A 17,409-nucleotide genomic window follows, 5' to 3' on the forward strand; every position below is an offset into this window, starting at 1 on the left:
GCCCTCGACGAATGCACCATCAGGTTTCGGGCAGGCGACCCACCAGTGGTTCGGAAACCGGAAATCCGGTGGGGTGGAAACCCAGCCGGCTGGGGAGGAGGAGGTGGAAGTCACCGAGTCCGCGGTCCCGGCCATCACCGGGGCCTGGTGCAAAAGGGAGATGCTCCGCCGCCGAGCGGAGCGATCCGGGAACGGAGTTCTGCGTGGACATCGTCGTCAAGGGCCGCAAGACCGAGGTGCCCGAGCGGTTCCGCAAGCACGTGGCCGAGAAGCTGAAGCTGGACAAGATCCAGAAGTTCGACGGCAAGGTGATCAGCCTCGACGTGGAGGTGTCCAAGGAGCCGAACCCTCGTCAGGCTGACCGCTCCGACCGGGTGGAGATCACCCTCCGCTCGCGTGGACCGGTCATCAGGGCGGAAGCGGCCGCAGGCGACCCGTACGCAGCGCTGGACCTGGCCACCGGAAAGCTGGAGGCCCGGCTGCGCAAGCAGCACGACAAGCGCTACAGCCGCCGGGGCACGGGACGCATCCCCGCTGCCGAGGTCGGAGAGATGGTGCCGGACGCGGCATCCTTCAACGGCGACGGCGAGCTGATTCCCGACGAGACGGCACAGGCCGTACCCACCACCAGGGTCGGTTCGCTCGAGGTGCAGGGCGAAGGACCGCTGGTGATGCGCGAGAAGACGCACGTCGCGGCGCCCATGTCGCTCGACCAGGCCCTCTACGAGATGGAACTGGTCGGACACGACTTCTATCTGTTCGTGGACAACGAGACGAAGGAACCCAGTGTCGTCTACCGGCGGCACGCCTACGACTACGGTGTCATTCATCTGAGGACCGACCCGCTGGCCGCCGACGAGGCGGGCGGCGCGGGCGGCGCGCTCGGCGGCTGACGCCACCATCGAGTGGTGCCCCTGGAGCGTCCGTGCGCCCCCAGGGGCACCCGTCTGTCACCAAGTCATCACCGAACTGACGTCCCGGCATGAAATCATGGGTGCCAAGCCAATCGGTGCTCTGCGGACTGCCGTTGGCGGACCGTTCGTGAATTTCAGGCCGTGGCCTTCAGGGGGAGGAACGATGGCGGACACCTTCGGGCCCGTGCGCGACGCGAGTGAGGCCGACGACGCCGCACGCGGTCTCGGCGGTGCGGACCGGGACGGCGGCTACCGCAAGGAGCCCATCCGGGTCCTGGTGGTCGACGACCACGCGCTCTTCCGCAGAGGCCTGGAGATCGTCCTCGCGCACGAGGAGGACATCGAGGTCGTCGGCGAGGCCGGGGACGGCGCCGAAGCGGTCGACAAGGCGGCCGACCTGCTCCCGGACATCGTGCTGATGGACGTCCGGATGCCCCGGCGCGGCGGAATCGAAGCCTGCACGTCCATCAAGGAAGTGGCCCCCAGCGCGAAGATCATCATGCTGACGATCAGCGACGAGGAAGCCGATCTCTACGAGGCGATCAAGGCCGGGGCCACCGGGTATCTCCTCAAGGAGATCTCCACGGACGAGGTGTCCACCGCGATTCGCGCCGTCGCCGACGGGCAGTCCCAGATCAGCCCGTCCATGGCGTCGAAACTGCTCACCGAGTTCAAGTCGATGATCCAGCGCACCGACGAACGCCGTCTGGTGCCGGCGCCCCGGCTCACCGAACGGGAACTGGAAGTCCTCAAACTGGTCGCCACCGGCATGAACAATCGCGATATCGCGAAGGAACTGTTCATTTCCGAGAACACCGTGAAGAACCACGTCCGCAACATTCTGGAGAAGCTCCAGCTCCACTCCCGGATGGAAGCGGTCGTCTACGCCATGCGGGAGAAGATCCTGGAGATCCGGTGAACCGGCGCGGCGGCCGGCGCACCGGGCGCGGTCAGGACAGCAGGCGGCCGATTTCCGCCGCGAGCGGACCACGCAGCTCCGGAGCCTCCACCCGGTCGAGGCGGACATCCGTGCAGCCGACCCAGGACGCCGCCTCCACCAGGGCCTGAGCCATCGGCGCCACCGCCTTCGCGCCCGTCAGGGACACCTGCCGGGCGATCAGCGTCGTCCCCTCGCGGGCGGGATCGACCCGGCCCTGAAGCCGGCCGCCGGCCAGCAGCGGCATCGCGAAATAGCCGTGGACCCGCTTCTGCTTGGGCACGTACGCCTCAAGGCGGTGGGTGAAGCCGAAGATCCGCTCGGTCCGTGCCCGCTCCCAGACCAGCGAGTCGAACGGCGAGAGCAGCGTCGTCCGGTGCCGGCCGCGGGGCTCGGAGGCCAGTGCCGCCGGGTCCGCCCAGGCCGGCTTCGACCAGCCCTCCACGGCCACCGGCACGAGCCCGGAGTCCGCCACCACGGCGTCGAACTGCTCGCCCTTGATGCGGTGGTAGTCGGCGATGTCCGCCCGGGTGCCCACGCCGAGCGACCGCCCGGCGAGCGCCACGAGCCGGCGCAGGCACTCCGCGTCGTCCAGGTCGTCGTGCAGCACGGTGTCCGGCAGGGCGCGCTCCGCGAGGTCGTAGACCCGCTTCCAGCCGCGCCGCTCGGTGCAGACCACCTCGCCGTACATCAGGGCCCGTTCGACGGCGACCTTCGAGGCGGACCAGTCCCACCACTCCCCGCCGTTCTTCGCGCCGCCCAGCTCCGTCGCCGTCAGCGGGCCCTCGGCGGTCAACTGCTTGATAACGGTGTCGTACGCCCCGTCCGGCAGGTCGTGGGACCACTGCGGCCGGGCCCGGTAGGCGCGCCGCCGGAACGCGAAGTGCGGCCACTCCTCGACGGGCAGGATGCACGCCGCGTGCGACCAGTACTCGAAGGCGCGGCCACCCGACCAGTACGCCTCCTCGACCGCACGCCGCCCGATCGCGCCGAGGCGCGCGTACGGGATCAGCTCGTGCGAGCGGGCCAGCACCGAGATCGTGTCCAGCTGTACGGCGCCGAGGTGGCGCAGCACCCCGGGCACCCCCGACCGCCGGTCCGGCGCGCCCAGGAAACCCTGGGCCCGCAGGGCTATCCGGCGGGCCTGGTCGGCGGAGAGTTCGACTGCGGGTGGCTGCACAGACGTCATGCTCCGCACTCTAGGGGGCGGCACTGACACCGCCCGCCGGAACGTAGGCGGCGGTGCCCGGCAGGCCGAGGTCCGCGGGGAGCAGCGCGCCCGCCCACGTGTCGCGGCGCACGCCCTTGTTGAGCAGCCCCGAGCGCTGCTCACCCTCCATGCGGAAGCCGGCCCGCAGGGCGACGGCCCGCGAGGGCACGTTGCCGACCTCCGCACGCCACTCCAGCCGGTCGCAGCCGAGCGCGGTGAAGGACCAGCGGGCGGCGCACAGGACGGCCTCGGTCATGTAGCCGCGGCCGCGCTGCTCCGCGGCGGTCCAGAAGCCGATCTCGTACGTCCCCGAGAGGGTCCGCCGGTTGACGCCGAGCGCGCCCGTCAGCGCCCCGTCCGCACGGGTCCGCACCGCGAAGTTGTACATCGAGCCGTCCCGCCAGCCGTCGGGCGACAGCCGCTCCGTGAAGAACTCCGCGTCCGAGCGCGCGTACGGCGAGGGGACGACCGTCCAGCGCTGGATGTCCGGGTCCTGGCAGGCCTCGTACACCGCGTCGGTGTCCTCGGCGGTGAAGGGGCGCAGCAGCAGGCGGTCGGTGGTGAGGGTGATCGGTTCCAAGGGTTCCATGAAGGGATTCTGGTGAGGCGCCGGTGAGGACGCGAGTACTTTTCGTGGTTCCCCGGCACCTTCGGTGCCCTTCGTCCGTTGACTCTGAAGGGCACCGCGGGGACAACGCGGTGGCAGCCCTCCCGGCGCGGCGGGGTCCTCGCTTACGATGACCGTTGCGGTGGGGCCCACCTGCCGTGCCCGTGCCAGAGTCCATCACACGACCCAGTGCCCAGGCCCGACCGGCAAGGAGACCAGCCTCAGTGTCCGTCTTCAACAAGCTCATGCGTGCAGGCGAAGGCAAGATCCTGCGCAAACTGCACCGCATCGCGGACCAGGTCAGCTCCATCGAAGAGGACTTCGTCAACCTCTCCGACGCCGAGCTGCGGGCGCTCACCGACGAGTACAAGGAACGGTACGCGGACGGCGAGAGCCTGGACGACCTGCTCCCCGAGGCGTTCGCCACCGTCCGCGAGGCGGCCAAGCGCGTTCTCGGCCAGCGCCACTACGACGTCCAGATCATGGGCGGCGCCGCGCTGCACCTCGGCTATGTGGCCGAGATGAAGACCGGTGAGGGCAAGACCCTCGTCGGCACGCTGCCGGCGTATCTGAACGCCCTGTCCGGCGACGGCGTCCACCTGATCACGGTGAACGACTACCTGGCCTCGCGTGACTCCGAGATGATGGGCCGGGTCCACAAGTTCCTCGGCCTCAATGTCGGCTGCATCATCGCGAACATGACGCCGGCCCAGCGCCGTGAGCAGTACGCCTGCGACATCACGTACGGCACGAACAACGAGTTCGGGTTCGACTACCTCCGCGACAACATGGCGTGGTCGAAGGACGAGCTGGTCCAGCGCGGCCACAACTTCGCGATCGTGGACGAGGTCGACTCGATCCTGGTGGACGAGGCGCGTACGCCGCTGATCATCTCCGGCCCCGCCGACCAGGCCACCAAGTGGTACGGCGACTTCGCCAAGCTGGTCACGCGCCTCACCAAGGGCGAGGCGGGCAACCCGCTCAAGGGCATCGAGGAGACCGGCGACTACGAGGTCGACGAGAAGAAGCGGACCGTGGCGATCCACGAGTCCGGTGTCTCCAAGGTCGAGGACTGGCTCGGTATCGACAACCTGTACGAGTCGGTGAACACCCCCCTCGTCGGGTACCTCAACAACGCCATCAAGGCCAAGGAACTCTTCAAGAAGGACAAGGACTACGTCGTCATCGACGGCGAAGTCATGATCGTCGACGAGCACACCGGCCGTATCCTCGCCGGCCGCCGTTACAACGAGGGCATGCACCAGGCGATCGAGGCGAAGGAAGGGGTGGACATCAAGGACGAGAACCAGACGCTCGCCACGATCACCCTGCAGAACTTCTTCCGCCTGTACAACAAGCTCTCCGGCATGACCGGTACGGCGATGACCGAGGCCGCCGAGTTCCACCAGATCTACAAGCTGGGCGTCGTGCCGATCCCGACGAACCGGCCGATGCAGCGCGTCGACCAGTCGGACCTGATCTACCGCACCGAGGTCGCGAAGTTCGCCGCCGTCGTGGACGACATCGCCGAGAAGCACGAGAAGGGGCAGCCGATCCTGGTCGGCACCACCTCCGTCGAGAAGTCGGAGTACCTCTCGCAGCAGCTCTCCAAGCGCGGTGTCCAGCACGAGGTGCTCAACGCCAAGCAGCACGACCGGGAGGCGACGATCGTCGCCCAGGCCGGCCGCAAGGGCGCGGTGACCGTCGCGACGAACATGGCCGGACGAGGCACCGACATCAAGCTCGGCGGCAACCCGGACGACCTCGCCGAGGCGGAGCTGCGGCAGCGCGGTCTCGACCCCGTCGAGCACGTCGAGGAGTGGGCGGCCGCCCTTCCCGCCGCGCTGGAGAAGGCCGAGGAGTCCGTGCGGGCGGAGTTCGAGGAGGTCAAGGACCTCGGCGGGCTGTACGTGCTGGGCACCGAGCGCCACGAGTCGCGCCGCATCGACAACCAGCTGCGCGGTCGTTCCGGCCGTCAGGGCGACCCGGGCGAGTCCCGCTTCTACCTGTCGCTGGGCGACGACCTGATGCGGCTGTTCAAGGCGCAGATGGTCGAGCGCGTCATGTCGATGGCCAACGTGCCGGACGACGTGCCGATCGAGAACAAGATGGTCACGCGGGCCATCGCGTCCGCGCAGTCGCAGGTCGAGCAGCAGAACTTCGAGACGCGCAAGAACGTCCTGAAGTACGACGAGGTGCTCAACCGGCAGCGTGAGGTCATCTACGGTGAGCGGCGCCGGGTCCTGGAGGGCGAGGACCTCCAGGAGCAGATCCGCCACTTCATGGACGACACGATCGACGACTACATCCGTCAGGAGACGGCGGAGGGCTTCGCCGAGGAGTGGGACCTCGACCGGCTGTGGGGCGCGTTCAAGCAGCTCTACCCGGTGAAGGTCACCGTCGCCGAGCTGGAGGAGACCGCGGGGGATCTGGCCGGGGTCACCGCGGAGTTTATCGCCGAGTCGGTCAAGGAAGACATCCACGAGCAGTACGACGAGCGGGAGAAGACGCTCGGCTCCGAGATCATGCGTGAGCTGGAGCGGCGCGTGGTGCTGTCCGTCCTGGACCGCAAGTGGCGTGAACACCTCTACGAGATGGACTACCTCCAGGAGGGCATCGGCCTGCGGGCCATGGCGCAGAAGGACCCGCTGGTCGAGTACCAGCGTGAGGGCTTCGACATGTTCAACGCCATGATGGAGGGCATCAAGGAGGAGTCCGTCGGCTACCTGTTCAACCTGGAGGTCCAGGTCGAGCAGCAGGTCGAGGAGGTGCCGGTGGAGGACGCCGTGACCTCGCTGTCCAAGGAGGACGCGGTGCCGGCCGGGCGGCCGGAGATCCGGGCCAAGGGGCTGGACGCTCCGCAGCGGCCGGACCGGCTGCACTTCTCCGCTCCCACGGTCGATGGGGAGGGCGGGGTCGTCGAGGGCGACTTCGCGAATGTGGACGGTGGGTCGGGGTCCGGGGCCGGTGCGGGGTCGGACGGGCTTACTCGGGCGGAGCGGCGTAAGGCGCAGAAGTCTTCTGGGGGGCGGCGGCGTAAGAAGTAGCTTGCGCTGACGTTGTGCGTTGTGGCTGGGCCGGACACCGGGTGGTGTCCGGCCCGGTTGCGTTTGGGGCGGGCTCGGGGCGGTGGGGTGCGGGTGGGGTGCGCGGTGGGGGCGCCTGCGGCGGGCCTGTTCCCCTACCCGCCCCTTCCCGAAACCGGGGCTCCGCCCCGGACCCCGCTCCTCAAACGCCGGAGGGGCTGGAGGGGGGCCCGGGGCTCCGCCCGGGACCCCGCTCCTCAAACGCCGGAGGGGCTGGAGGGGGGCCGGTGGGGTCGAGAGGGTGCGGATGGGTGGGGTTGGGGAGGGGCAGGTGAGGCGCTGGACGCGCGTGTGTGAGGCCGGGGGAGGGGGCCGCGGAGCCCCGGGAGGGCATGCGTGGGGCCGGTGAGGGGCCGGTGAGGCTCCGGAAGGGCGTGCGTGGGGCTGCGGGCCCGCTACGGCCCTTGGCTCCCTGCGCAGCCCTCGGGGCCTTCCCGCGCAGCCCCTCGGGCTCTGTGCGGCTTCCTGAGCGCCCTGCACACGGCTCTCCGGCCTCCTCGGCACCCCTCTGTCCGTTCCTTCGCCTCCTGGCCCTCCGCGAGGGCTCCGAGCCTTCCGGGTCCGATGGTCCGAGGGGTCACGGAGAGTCCGGCCCCGGTCCGCTGTCACGGGGGTGCTCGTCCGCGTTCCTTATGCGCGCTCACCGCGTGCGCATCGGGGTGTTGCCCAGTTCCACCGCTGCGCAGCGCCAGCGGAGGTCCGGGCCCTGTTCCAGGCGGAAGGCCATGGCCCGGACTTCCTCGCCTGCGGCGATGCTCGCGCAGGCCTCCACCACGCCGGGGGCCGGCTGGGCGCCTCGGCACATGCGGATGACCGGGCGGGTGCCCCGGGTGCGCAAGGGGGTCGTGGGGGCGAGTTCGGCCAGTTGGTCGTAGGCGTCGCCGATGGTGTGGCCCAGCATCCAGTGGACCGGGCGCTGGCCGCTCAGGACCGCGAGCAGGCGTTCCGCGAACCAGTGGTGGGGACGCATGCGCCTCGGGACGCGGTGGCGCTGGGCCGGTACGGCTTCGGGCCTGCGGGTGTCGCGGCGTCCTGCGGGCCGGGTCCTGTCCGTGGTCATCTGTCGCCCCCGTGCTCCAGAGGCCCGGCTATACCGGGCGGTAACTTCTGTTGGGGGATCTTCTACGGGGGAGTCGGATTTGTCGCAAGTGTCGGAGAGGGCGGGCGGGGTGCGGCGGGATTCACCTGTCCGGGTGGTCGGAGGGCGGGGGAGCCGGGCGCGGTGCGGGGCGCGGGGGTGAGTGGGGCGTCGCCGGGTGGACGGGGACCGGGGCGTACGGGTAACCCCAAAGGGGGACGTCGCACGTATCCTGAGGGCGTCTCCGACTACGAAAGCGGCCGAGCCATGCGCGTGTACGTACCCCTGACCCTCGCCGGGCTCGCCGCCGCGCACCGGGCGGGTGAGCTGGGGCCCGGTCCGCTCACCGCCTACGCCGTCACCCCGGCGCTGCGTGAGTGGTACGTCTCCGACGACATCGAAGAGCTGGAGTACGCGGCGCTCAACCGGGCCGCCTCCGCCTCGCTGCGGCTGATCGCCGGGGACCCGCGGGCGGCCAGGCGCCGTGTCGTCGTCGCCGTCGACGTGGCCGACGGGGACGCGGTCGCCGACCCGGACCACATCCTGGACGCCTCCTCGCTCGGCGAGGTCACGATCGCCGCCGCCGTCCCGCTGGCCAAGGCCGCCGCGGTGCACGTCGACTCCGACGACGCGGACGAGGACGTCACGGCCGCCGCGGCCGCGCTCGGGGCCGCGGACCTGGGGGACGACGACGCGCAGTTCACCGTCGACGGCGCCGAGGACCACGAGCTGCTGTGGTTCGGGGTGCAGGAGATCCCCGGCCTGATCGGGTAGGGCGGCCGGTTGTCAGTGGGGGCGAGTACCGTTTCCGGCATGGGGATCGCACCGGGGGAACACCACCGCACGCATCTGGTCTGGGACTGGAACGGCACGCTGCTCGACGACAACACCGCCGTCGTCGGCGCGACCAACGCCGCCTTCGGTGAGGTCGGCCTGGCGCCGATCACCGTGGAGCAGTACCGGGAGATGTACTGCATCCCGATACCCCGGTTCTACGAGCGGCTGATGGGCCGGCTCCCCACTGACGCCGAGTGGGAGCGGATGGACGGGGTCTTCCACCGCCACTACACCGCGCAGCGCGACGCCTGCGGGCTGACCGCCGGGGCCGCCGAACTGCTGGCCCGGTGGCAGCTGACCGGGCACAGTCAGTCGATCATGAGCATGTACCGGCACGAGGAGCTGGTCCCCGTCGTGCGCGGATTCGGCATCGAGCGGCACTTCGTACGCGTGGACGGGCGCACCGGTCCGTCCGGCGGCAGCAAGTCGGAGTACATGGCGCGGCATCTCGCCGCCATGGACGGGATATCCCCGCAGCGCACGGTCGTCATAGGTGACGCGGTGGACGACGCCGTGGCCGCCGCGTACGCCGGTGCCCAGGCCGTCCTCTACACAGGCGGTTCGCACAGCCGTGCCAGCCTGGAGAAGGCCGGGGTGCCCGTCGTGGACACGCTGACCGACGCCATAGCGCTCGCCGAGCAGCTGACCCGGTAGCCGGGAGGAGCCCCGTCGGGCGCGTCCGCAGCCGGGGGAGGGCCCCGTCCGCACTGTCCAGAGTGTCAAATTTCGCGGCCTTCTTTTGTACACATCCGGATCGTGACGGTCACCGGTGCGGGCGAGATAGCCTGGTCCCGTGATCAGCGCGATATGCCTCGGGGGCAGCGAAGCCCCCGGCCCGCGCCCGGAGCGCCACCGTGCCCGGGCTGCCTCGGCTGATCCCTCCCGCCCGGACCGGCCGCTGAAAATGGCCGATACGGTCCCGGCGGTCTCTCCCCGCGGCATAGCGTCGACCCCGACCGGAAAACCCGCGTCGTGGCGTTACGCCGACCTTTTCACCTACGTCACGCAACGGCGCGCGACAGGAGCCAGAGGACATGCAGACCAAGCTGGACGAAGCCAAGGCCGAGCTGCTCGCACGGGCCGCCAAGGTAGCTGACAACAGCCCGGGCGGTGGTGTCGGCGGGCCGGGCGGTGCCCCCCGGGTGCACGTCGCGGCCACCGGGGCCGACGGCTCGGGGGCCGGGCAGGAGCACTCCCGCCAGGACGTCCTGCTCTCCTACCTCCAGCGCTACTACCTGCACACGGCCCCCGAGGACATCGTGGGCCGGGACCCGATCGACGTCTTCGGCGCCGCCTCGTCCCATTACCGGCTGGCCGAGGAACGCCCCCAGGGCAAGGCCAACGTCCGGGTGCACACCCCGACCGTCGAGGAGAACGGCTGGACGTGCAGCCACTCCGTGGTCGAGGTCGTCACCGACGACATGCCGTTCCTGGTCGACTCCGTGACCAACGAGCTCTCCCGCCAGGGCCGCGGCATCCACGTCGTGATCCACCCGCAGGTCGTCGTCCGCCGCGATGTGACCGGCAAGCTGGTCGAGGTCCTGACCGACGGCACCCGCCGGGACGGCGGCAAGGGTCCCAAGGACGCCAAGGCGGGCCTGCCGCACGACGCGCTGGTCGAGTCCTGGATCCACGTCGAGATCGACCGCGAGACCGACCGCGCCGACCTCAAGCAGATCCAGACGGACCTGCTGCGCGTCCTGTCCGACGTACGGGAGACCGTCGAGGACTGGGAGAAGATGCGCAGCGCGGCGCTCCGCATCGCCGACGACCTGCCCGGCGAACCGCTGGACGACCTCGCCGACGACGAGGTCAACGAGGCCCGGGAGCTGCTGCGCTGGCTCGCCGCCGACCACTTCACCTTCCTCGGCTACCGCGAGTACGAGCTGAAGGACTCCGACGCGCTGGCCGCCGTCCCCGGCACCGGACTCGGCATCCTGCGCTCCGACCCGCACCACACCGAGGACGAAGCGCACCCCGTCAGCCCGTCCTTCGACCGGCTGCCCGCCGACGCCCGTGCCAAGGCCCGCGAGCACAAGCTCCTCGTCCTGACCAAGGCCAACAGCCGGGCGACCGTGCACCGCCCCAGCTACCTCGACTACGTCGGCGTGAAGAAGTTCGACGCCGAGGGCAACGTCGTCGGCGAGCGCCGCTTCCTCGGCCTGTTCTCGTCCGCCGCCTACACCGAGTCCGTGCGCCGGGTCCCCGTGATCCGCCGCAAGGTCGCCGAGGTGCTGGAGGGCGCCGGGTTCACGCCCAACAGCCACGACGGCCGCGACCTGCTCCAGATCCTGGAGACCTACCCCCGCGACGAGCTGTTCCAGACGCCCGTCGACCAGCTCCGCTCGATCGTCACCTCGGTGCTCTACCTCCAGGAGCGGCGCCGGCTGCGCCTCTACCTGCGCCAGGACGAGTACGGCCGCTACTACTCCGCGATCGTCTACCTGCCGCGCGACCGCTACACCACCGGTGTGCGGCTGCGGCTGATCGACATCCTCAAGGAGGAACTGAACGGCACCAGCGTCGACTTCACGGCCTGGAACACCGAGTCGATCCTCTCCCGGCTGCACTTCGTCGTCCGTGTCGCGCCCGGCAGCGAGCTGCCCAGCCTCACCGACGCCGAGACCGACCGCATCGAGGCGCGCCTGGTCGAGGCCGCCCGCTCCTGGGCCGACGGCTTCCAGGAGGCGCTGAACGCCGAGTGCGGTGAGGAGCGCGCCGCCGAACTGCTCCGCCAGTACGGGCACTCCTTCCCCGAGGGCTACAAGGCCGACCACTCGGCGCGCGCCGCCGTCGCCGACCTCGTCCACCTCGAAGCGCTCAAGGAGAACGAGCGGAGCTTCTCCCTCAGCCTGTACGAGCCCGTCGGCGCCGCCCCCGGCGAGCGGCGCTTCAAGATCTACCGCACCGGTGAGCAGGTCTCGCTGTCCGCCGTGCTGCCCGCCCTCCAGCGGCTCGGCGTCGAGGTCGTCGACGAGCGGCCCTACGAGCTGCGCTGCGCGGACCGTACGCACGCCTGGATCTACGACTTCGGGCTGCGGATGCCGCAGGCCACCGCCAACGGCGGCTACCTGGCCGACGGTGCGCGCGAGCGGTTCCAGGACGCCTTCGCCGCCGTCTGGACCGGCGAGGCGGAGAACGACGGATTCAACGCGCTGGTGCTGAGCGCCGGCCTGGACTGGCGCCAGGCCATGGTGCTGCGCGCCTACGCGAAGTACCTGCGCCAGGCCGGCTCCACGTTCAGCCAGGACTACATGGAGTCCACCCTCCAGAACAACGTCCACACCACCCGGCTGCTCGTCTCGCTCTTCGAGGCCCGGATGTCGCCGGGCCGCCAGAGCGCGGGCACGGAGCTGACCGACGGACTCCTCGAAGAGCTCGACGGAGCCCTCGACCAGGTCGCCTCGCTCGACGAGGACCGCATCCTGCGCTCCTTCCTCACCGTCATCAAGGCCACCCTGCGCACCAACTTCTTCCAGCACGCGGACGACGGCGAGCCGCACGCGTACGTCTCGATGAAGTTCGACCCGCAGTCCATCCCGGACCTGCCGGCGCCGCGCCCGGCGTTCGAGATCTGGGTCTACTCGCCGCGGGTGGAGGGCGTCCACCTGCGCTTCGGCAAGGTCGCCCGCGGCGGCCTGCGCTGGTCGGACCGGCGCGAGGACTTCCGTACGGAGATCCTGGGCCTGGTCAAGGCGCAGATGGTGAAGAACACCGTCATCGTGCCGGTCGGCGCGAAGGGCGGCTTCGTCGCCAAGCAGCTGCCCGACCCGTCCGACCGGGACGCCTGGATGGCCGAGGGCATCGCCGCGTACCGCACCTTCATCTCGGCGCTCCTCGACATCACCGACAACATGGTGGCCGGCGAGGTCGTCCCGCCCAAGGACGTCGTCCGGCACGACGAGGACGACACGTACCTGGTCGTCGCGGCGGACAAGGGCACCGCGAAGTTCTCCGACATCGCCAACGAGGTCGCCGTCGCGTACGGCTTCTGGCTCGGGGACGCGTTCGCCTCCGGCGGTTCGGCCGGTTACGACCACAAGGGCATGGGCATCACCGCCCGCGGCGCCTGGGAGTCCGTCAAGCGGCACTTCCGGGAGCTCGGCCACGACACCCAGACCGAGGACTTCACCGTCGTCGGCGTCGGTGACATGTCCGGTGACGTCTTCGGCAACGGCATGCTGCTCTCCGAGCACATCAGGCTCGTCGCCGCGTTCGACCACCGGCACATCTTCATCGACCCGAACCCGGACGCGGCCACCTCCTACGCCGAGCGGCGCCGCCTCTTCGACCTGCCGCGCAGCTCCTGGGCCGACTACGACAAGGACCTGATCTCCGCGGGCGGCGGCGTCCACCCGCGCAGCGCCAAGTCCATCCCGGTCAACGCCCACGTGCGCGAGGCGCTGGGCATCGAGGCCGGCGTGAGCAAGCTGACGCCCGCCGAGCTGATGCAGGCCATCCTCAAGGCCCCCGTCGACCTCGTGTGGAACGGCGGCATCGGCACGTACATCAAGTCCACCGCCGAGTCGAACGCGGACGTCGGCGACAAGGGCAACGACGCGATCCGCGTCAACGGCGCCGACCTGCGCGCCAAGGTCGTCGGCGAGGGCGGCAACCTCGGTGCCACCCAGCTCGGCCGGATCGAGTTCGCCCGGGACGGCGGCCGGATCAACACCGACGCGATCGACAACAGCGCCGGCGTCGACACCTCCGACCACGAGGTGAACATCAAGATCCTGCTCAACGGGCTGGTGCGGGACGGCGACATGACGGTCAAGCAGCGCAACAAGCTGCTCGCCGAGATGACCGACGAGATCGGGCACCTGGTGCTGCGCAACAACTACGCGCAGAACACCGCCCTGGCCAACTCGGTCGCCCAGGCGCCCTCCCTGCTCCACGCCCAGCAGCGCTTCATGCGGCGGCTCGGGCGCGACGGCCACCTGGACCGGGCGCTGGAGTTCCTGCCCAGCGACCGGCAGATCCGTGAGCTGCTGAACGCCGGCAAGGGGCTGACGCAGCCCGAGCTGGCCGTGCTGCTCGCCTACACGAAGATCACGGCGGCGCAGGAGCTGATCGGGACCAGCCTGCCCGACGACCCGCACCTCCAGAAGCTGCTGCACGCCTACTTCCCGGAGCAGCTGCGCACGCGCTACGCCGAGGCCGTCGACGGGCACGCCCTGCGGCGCGAGATCATCACCACGGTGCTGGTCAACGACACGGTCAACAGCGGTGGTTCGACCTTCCTGCACCGGCTGCGGGAGGAGACCGGGGCCTCCATCGAGGAGATCGTGCGGGCGCAGTTCGCGGCCCGCGAGATCTTCGGGCTCGGTGAGGTCTGGGACGCGGTGGAAGCCCTCGACAACGAGGTCGCCGCCGACGTCCAGACCCGGGTGCGGCTGCACTCGCGGCGGCTGGTCGAGCGCGGCTCGCGCTGGCTGCTGGGCAACCGGCCGCAGCCGCTGGCGATCTCCGAGACGGTCGACTTCTTCCGCGAGGGCGTCGAGCAGGTCTGGGCGGCGCTGCCGAAGATGCTGAAGGGCGCCGACCAGGAGTGGTACCAGGGCATCCTGGACGAGCTGACCGGGGCGGGCGTCCCGGACGAGCTGGCGCAGCGCGTCGCCGGCTTCTCCTCCGCCTTCCCCGCGCTCGACATCGTGGCGATCGCGGACCGTACCGGCAAGGAGCCGCTGGCCGTCGCCGAGGTGTACTACGACCTGGCGGACCGGCTGGGGATCACGCAGCTGATGGACCGGATCATCGAACTGCCCCGGGCGGACCGGTGGCAGTCCATGGCGCGGGCGTCCATCCGCGAGGACCTGTACGCGGCGCATGCGGCGCTGACGGCCGATGTGCTGAGCGTGGGCAACGGGTCGTCGTCGCCGCAGGAGCGGTTCGCGGCGTGGGAGGAGAAGAACGCGGCGATTCTGGCCCGGTCGCGGTCGACGCTGGAGGAGATCCAGGGGTCGGACGCGTTCGATCTGGCGAATCTTTCGGTGGCTATGCGGACGATGCGGACGTTGTTGCGTACGCACGTCTAGGCTGCGCCGAGGGTGGGGTGGGCGGCTGCGGGGCGTGGCCGCCCGCCCTTGTCCTCAATCGCCGGACGGGCTTGAAAGGATGCCCTCAATCGCCGGGCGGGCTGGATGTGGCCGGGGGCTGGGGTTATCGGTTTTTTGTGAACCTTTCGTACTCCGCCATGACTTCCTTCGCCGGGCCGTCCATGCGGAGGGTTCCGGACTCCAGCCACAGTGCCCGGTCGCAGGTTTCGGTGATCGACTTGTTGTGGTGGCTCACCAGGAACACCGTTCCGGCCTGTTCGCGCAGTTCGAGGATTCTGGCCTTGCTGCGTTGCTGGAAGCGGGCGTCGCCGGTGGAGAGGGCCTCGTCGATCAGCAGGACGTCGTGGTTCTTCGCGGCGGCGATCGAGAAGCGGAGGCGGGCGCCCATGCCGGAGGAGTACGTGCGCATCGGCAGGGTGATGAAGTCGCCCTTGTCGTTGATGCCGGAGAAGTCCACGATGTCGTCGTAGCGTTCGCGGATCTCCGCGCGCGTCATGCCCATCGCGAGGCCGCCGAGCACCACGTTGCGCTCGCCGGTCAGGTCGCTCATCAGGGCGGCGTTGACGCCGAGCAGCGAGGGCTGGCCGTGGGTGTGGACGCGGCCCTTCGCGGTGGGGAGCAGGCCCGCGATGGCCTTCAGCAGGGTGGACTTGCCCGAGCCGTTGGAGCCGATGAGTCCGATCGCCTCCCCCTTGTACGCGGCGAAGCTGACGCCCTTGACGGCGTGCACCTCGCGCACGCCCGGGGCCTGCCGGCGGGAGGCGATCCGGCTCAGCGCGGAGGTGGCGCTGCCCCGGCCGGTGCGGGCGCCGTTGACCTTGTACGTGATGTGGACGTCGTCCACGACGACGGTGGGCGTGCGGGAATCAGCCACGTCCGTAACTCTCCTCGGCCTTCCAGAAGTAGATGAAGCCGCCCGCGCCGCACACCAGCGCCCAGCCGGCCGCGACCGCCCAGACGTGCGGCGGCAGCTGACCGCCGCCGAAGCTGTCGATGAGCGCGAACCTCACCAGGTCGATGAAGACGGCCGCCGGGTTCAGTTCGAGCGCCAGCTTCACCCAGTCCGGCACCCGGTCCCCGCGCAGCATCGTGTCCATGCTCCACATCACGCCCGAGGCGTACATCCAGGTGCGCAGCACGAACGGGGTGAGCTGGGCGATGTCCGGGGTGCGCGCGGCGAGCCGAGCCATGGCCATCGAGATCCCGGTGTTGAAGACGGCCTGGAGGGCCAGGGCCGGCACCGCCAGCAGCCAGGCCGGCCGCGGGTACTGCCCGAAGGCCAGCAGGATCAGGACCAGCGCCCCCAGCGAGAACAGCAGCTGCTGGAGCTGTTGCAGGGCCAGCGCGACCGGCAGCGAGGCGCGCGGGAAGTGCAGCGCCCGTACGAGGCCGATGTTGCCGCTGATCGCGCGGGTGCCGGCGGTGATCGAGGAACTGGTGAACGTCCAGATGAAGACGCCGGTGACCAGGAACGGCACGAAGTCGGGCACGCCGTGCTTCGTCTTCATCAGGATGCCGAAGATGAAGTAGTAGACCGTCGCGTTGAGCAGCGGGGTCATGATCTGCCAGATCTGGCCGAGCTTCGCCTGGCTGTACTGGGCGGTGAGCTTGGCCGTGGCGAAGGCCGTGATGAAGTGCCGCCGCCCCCACAGCTGCCGCACGTACGCGGGCAGCGAGGGCCGCGCGCCGCTCACGGTCAGCCCGTGCCGCGCGGCGAGCGCGGCGAGCTCGCCGGAGCCGTACACGGGCGGGGAGAGGGGCGGCGGGCTGTCCGCCGGGGCCGGGGCTGTTGTCTGGCTCACCACGATCGCTTTCGACGGGAGGCGGGCAGGCGGGGGGCACGGCGTGCGGGCGGAGGAGGGCACGCCCGGCGACGGGACGGAACCGTATCGTCGCAACGCCGAGGGTAGGACGCACTCACGTCGGAACGCAACCGTTTCGTCGTCGCGGACTATGATTCGGCCATGACCACCGACCCCGGAAGCCGCCGCCGAGCCCCGGCGGGAGCCGCCGTCCTGCGCGAGGACGTGACCGACGCCATCCGCAGCGCGGTGTTCGCGGAGCTCGCCGCGGTCGGATTCGCCCGGATGTCCATCGAGGGCATCGCCCGCCGGGCCGGCGTCGGCAAGACCGCCGTCTACCGGCGCTGGAAGTCCAAGCTGCACCTGGTCCTGGACCTGGTCTCGGCCGTCGCCGCGCAGGGCATGCCCGCCCCCGCAACCGGCTCCCTGTACGGGGACGTGCGCGCCGTGCTCGAACTGGCCGCGTACGCCCTGCGCCACCCGCTGGCCTCCCAGGTCATCCCGGACCTGCTGGTCGAGGCCGCCCGGAACCCGGAGATCTCCGACGCCATCAAGGCCGCTCTGCTCGACCCGCAGCAGGGCGTCGCCGCCGTGGTCGTCCGGGACGCCGTCGCGCGCGGTGAGCTGCCGCCCGGCAGCGATCCCGACCGCGCCCTCGACCTGATCGTCGGACCGCTCTACTGGCGGCTGGCGGTGGTCCGCGGCGAGGTGCCCGCGGGGTATCTGGACGACCTCGCGGCCTCCGCCGTGGCGGCGCTCACACAGGGTGCGGACCCCGCCCGATGACCGCGCGCGGGGGTGTGCCAGCGTGCTTGTAGGGGTCACCCTTCGATCGGTTAATCTGGTGGGCGGGCCGCCCACCGGGCCTTCCGGAGCATG

At 70.4% G+C, this 17,409-nt stretch carries 12 protein-coding genes; 7 read left to right on the plus strand and 5 right to left on the minus strand.

Annotated elements, in window-relative coordinates:
• The first annotated feature begins 203 nt into the window (after positions 1 to 203).
• Together hpf and ACFUJY_RS32965 are read left to right on the plus strand one after the other, a co-directional pair.
• Positions 204 to 893, plus strand: a complete 690-nt coding sequence (gene hpf / locus ACFUJY_RS32960) for a ribosome hibernation-promoting factor, HPF/YfiA family (RefSeq protein ID WP_383306469.1) — start codon at positions 204 to 206, stop codon at positions 891 to 893.
• A gap of 184 nt (positions 894 to 1,077) precedes the next feature.
• Complete coding sequence (locus tag ACFUJY_RS32965; RefSeq protein ID WP_383306471.1) at positions 1,078 to 1,833, plus strand: response regulator; 756 nt, start codon at positions 1,078 to 1,080, stop codon at positions 1,831 to 1,833.
• Between the two features lie 31 nt (positions 1,834 to 1,864).
• Here the strand turns inward: ACFUJY_RS32965 and ACFUJY_RS32970 are convergent, their stop codons facing one another.
• Positions 1,865 to 3,040 (minus strand): winged helix-turn-helix domain-containing protein, encoded by a 1,176-nt coding sequence (locus ACFUJY_RS32970; protein ID WP_383306473.1) that lies wholly within the window; start codon positions 3,038 to 3,040, stop codon positions 1,865 to 1,867.
• A gap of 10 nt (positions 3,041 to 3,050) precedes the next feature.
• Entirely contained in the window at positions 3,051 to 3,641 is a 591-nt protein-coding gene (locus ACFUJY_RS32975; protein ID WP_383306535.1) for a GNAT family N-acetyltransferase, read from the minus strand.
• Positions 3,642 to 3,892: 251 nt separating this feature from the next.
• Here ACFUJY_RS32975 and secA point away from each other — a divergent pair, with 251 nt between their 5' ends.
• Positions 3,893 to 6,715 carry a preprotein translocase subunit SecA gene (gene secA / locus ACFUJY_RS32980; protein ID WP_383306475.1) on the plus strand — a complete coding sequence of 941 codons (2,823 nt, stop codon included), beginning with the start codon at positions 3,893 to 3,895 and terminating at the stop codon, positions 6,713 to 6,715.
• A 679-nt stretch (positions 6,716 to 7,394) separates the two neighbouring features.
• Here secA and ACFUJY_RS32985 read toward each other — a convergent pair.
• The gene (locus ACFUJY_RS32985; RefSeq protein ID WP_383306477.1) at positions 7,395 to 7,814 is read right to left on the minus strand and encodes an Rv3235 family protein; all 420 of its coding nucleotides are present in this window, start codon (positions 7,812 to 7,814) and stop codon (positions 7,395 to 7,397) included.
• Positions 7,815 to 8,099: 285 nt separating this feature from the next.
• Here ACFUJY_RS32985 and ACFUJY_RS32990 point away from each other — a divergent pair, with 285 nt between their 5' ends.
• From ACFUJY_RS32990 to ACFUJY_RS33000, 3 genes are all read left to right on the plus strand, one after another.
• Entirely contained in the window at positions 8,100 to 8,606 is a 507-nt protein-coding gene (locus ACFUJY_RS32990) for a DUF6912 family protein (RefSeq protein WP_383306479.1), read from the plus strand.
• A gap of 39 nt (positions 8,607 to 8,645) precedes the next feature.
• Entirely contained in the window at positions 8,646 to 9,323 is a 678-nt protein-coding gene (locus ACFUJY_RS32995; protein ID WP_383306481.1) for an HAD family hydrolase, read from the plus strand.
• Between the two features lie 380 nt (positions 9,324 to 9,703).
• A complete protein-coding gene (locus tag ACFUJY_RS33000) occupies positions 9,704 to 14,707 on the plus strand; it encodes an NAD-glutamate dehydrogenase (protein WP_383306482.1) in 5,004 nt (1,667 codons plus the stop codon).
• Between the two features lie 124 nt (positions 14,708 to 14,831).
• On the opposite strand, the gene ACFUJY_RS33005 is transcribed toward ACFUJY_RS33000, so the two are convergent.
• Together ACFUJY_RS33005 and ACFUJY_RS33010 are read right to left on the minus strand one after the other, a co-directional pair.
• Positions 14,832 to 15,602, minus strand: coding sequence for an ABC transporter ATP-binding protein (locus ACFUJY_RS33005; RefSeq protein WP_383306484.1), 771 nt, complete (start codon positions 15,600 to 15,602; stop codon positions 14,832 to 14,834).
• Positions 15,595 to 16,533 (minus strand): ABC transporter permease, encoded by a 939-nt coding sequence (locus ACFUJY_RS33010; protein WP_383306486.1) that lies wholly within the window; start codon positions 16,531 to 16,533, stop codon positions 15,595 to 15,597. The genes ACFUJY_RS33005 and ACFUJY_RS33010 overlap by 8 nt, the downstream gene beginning before the upstream one ends.
• Before the next feature lie 159 nt (positions 16,534 to 16,692).
• On the opposite strand from ACFUJY_RS33010, the gene ACFUJY_RS33015 reads away from it, so the two are divergent.
• Positions 16,693 to 17,316 carry a TetR/AcrR family transcriptional regulator gene (locus ACFUJY_RS33015; RefSeq protein WP_383306488.1) on the plus strand — a complete coding sequence of 208 codons (624 nt, stop codon included), beginning with the start codon at positions 16,693 to 16,695 and terminating at the stop codon, positions 17,314 to 17,316.
• Positions 17,317 to 17,409: the final 93 nt, after the last annotated feature.

The sequence above is a fragment of the Streptomyces sp. NPDC057249 genome (assembly GCF_042669245.1).
In the GTDB taxonomy this organism is placed as follows: Bacteria; Actinomycetota; Actinomycetes; order Streptomycetales; family Streptomycetaceae; genus Streptomyces.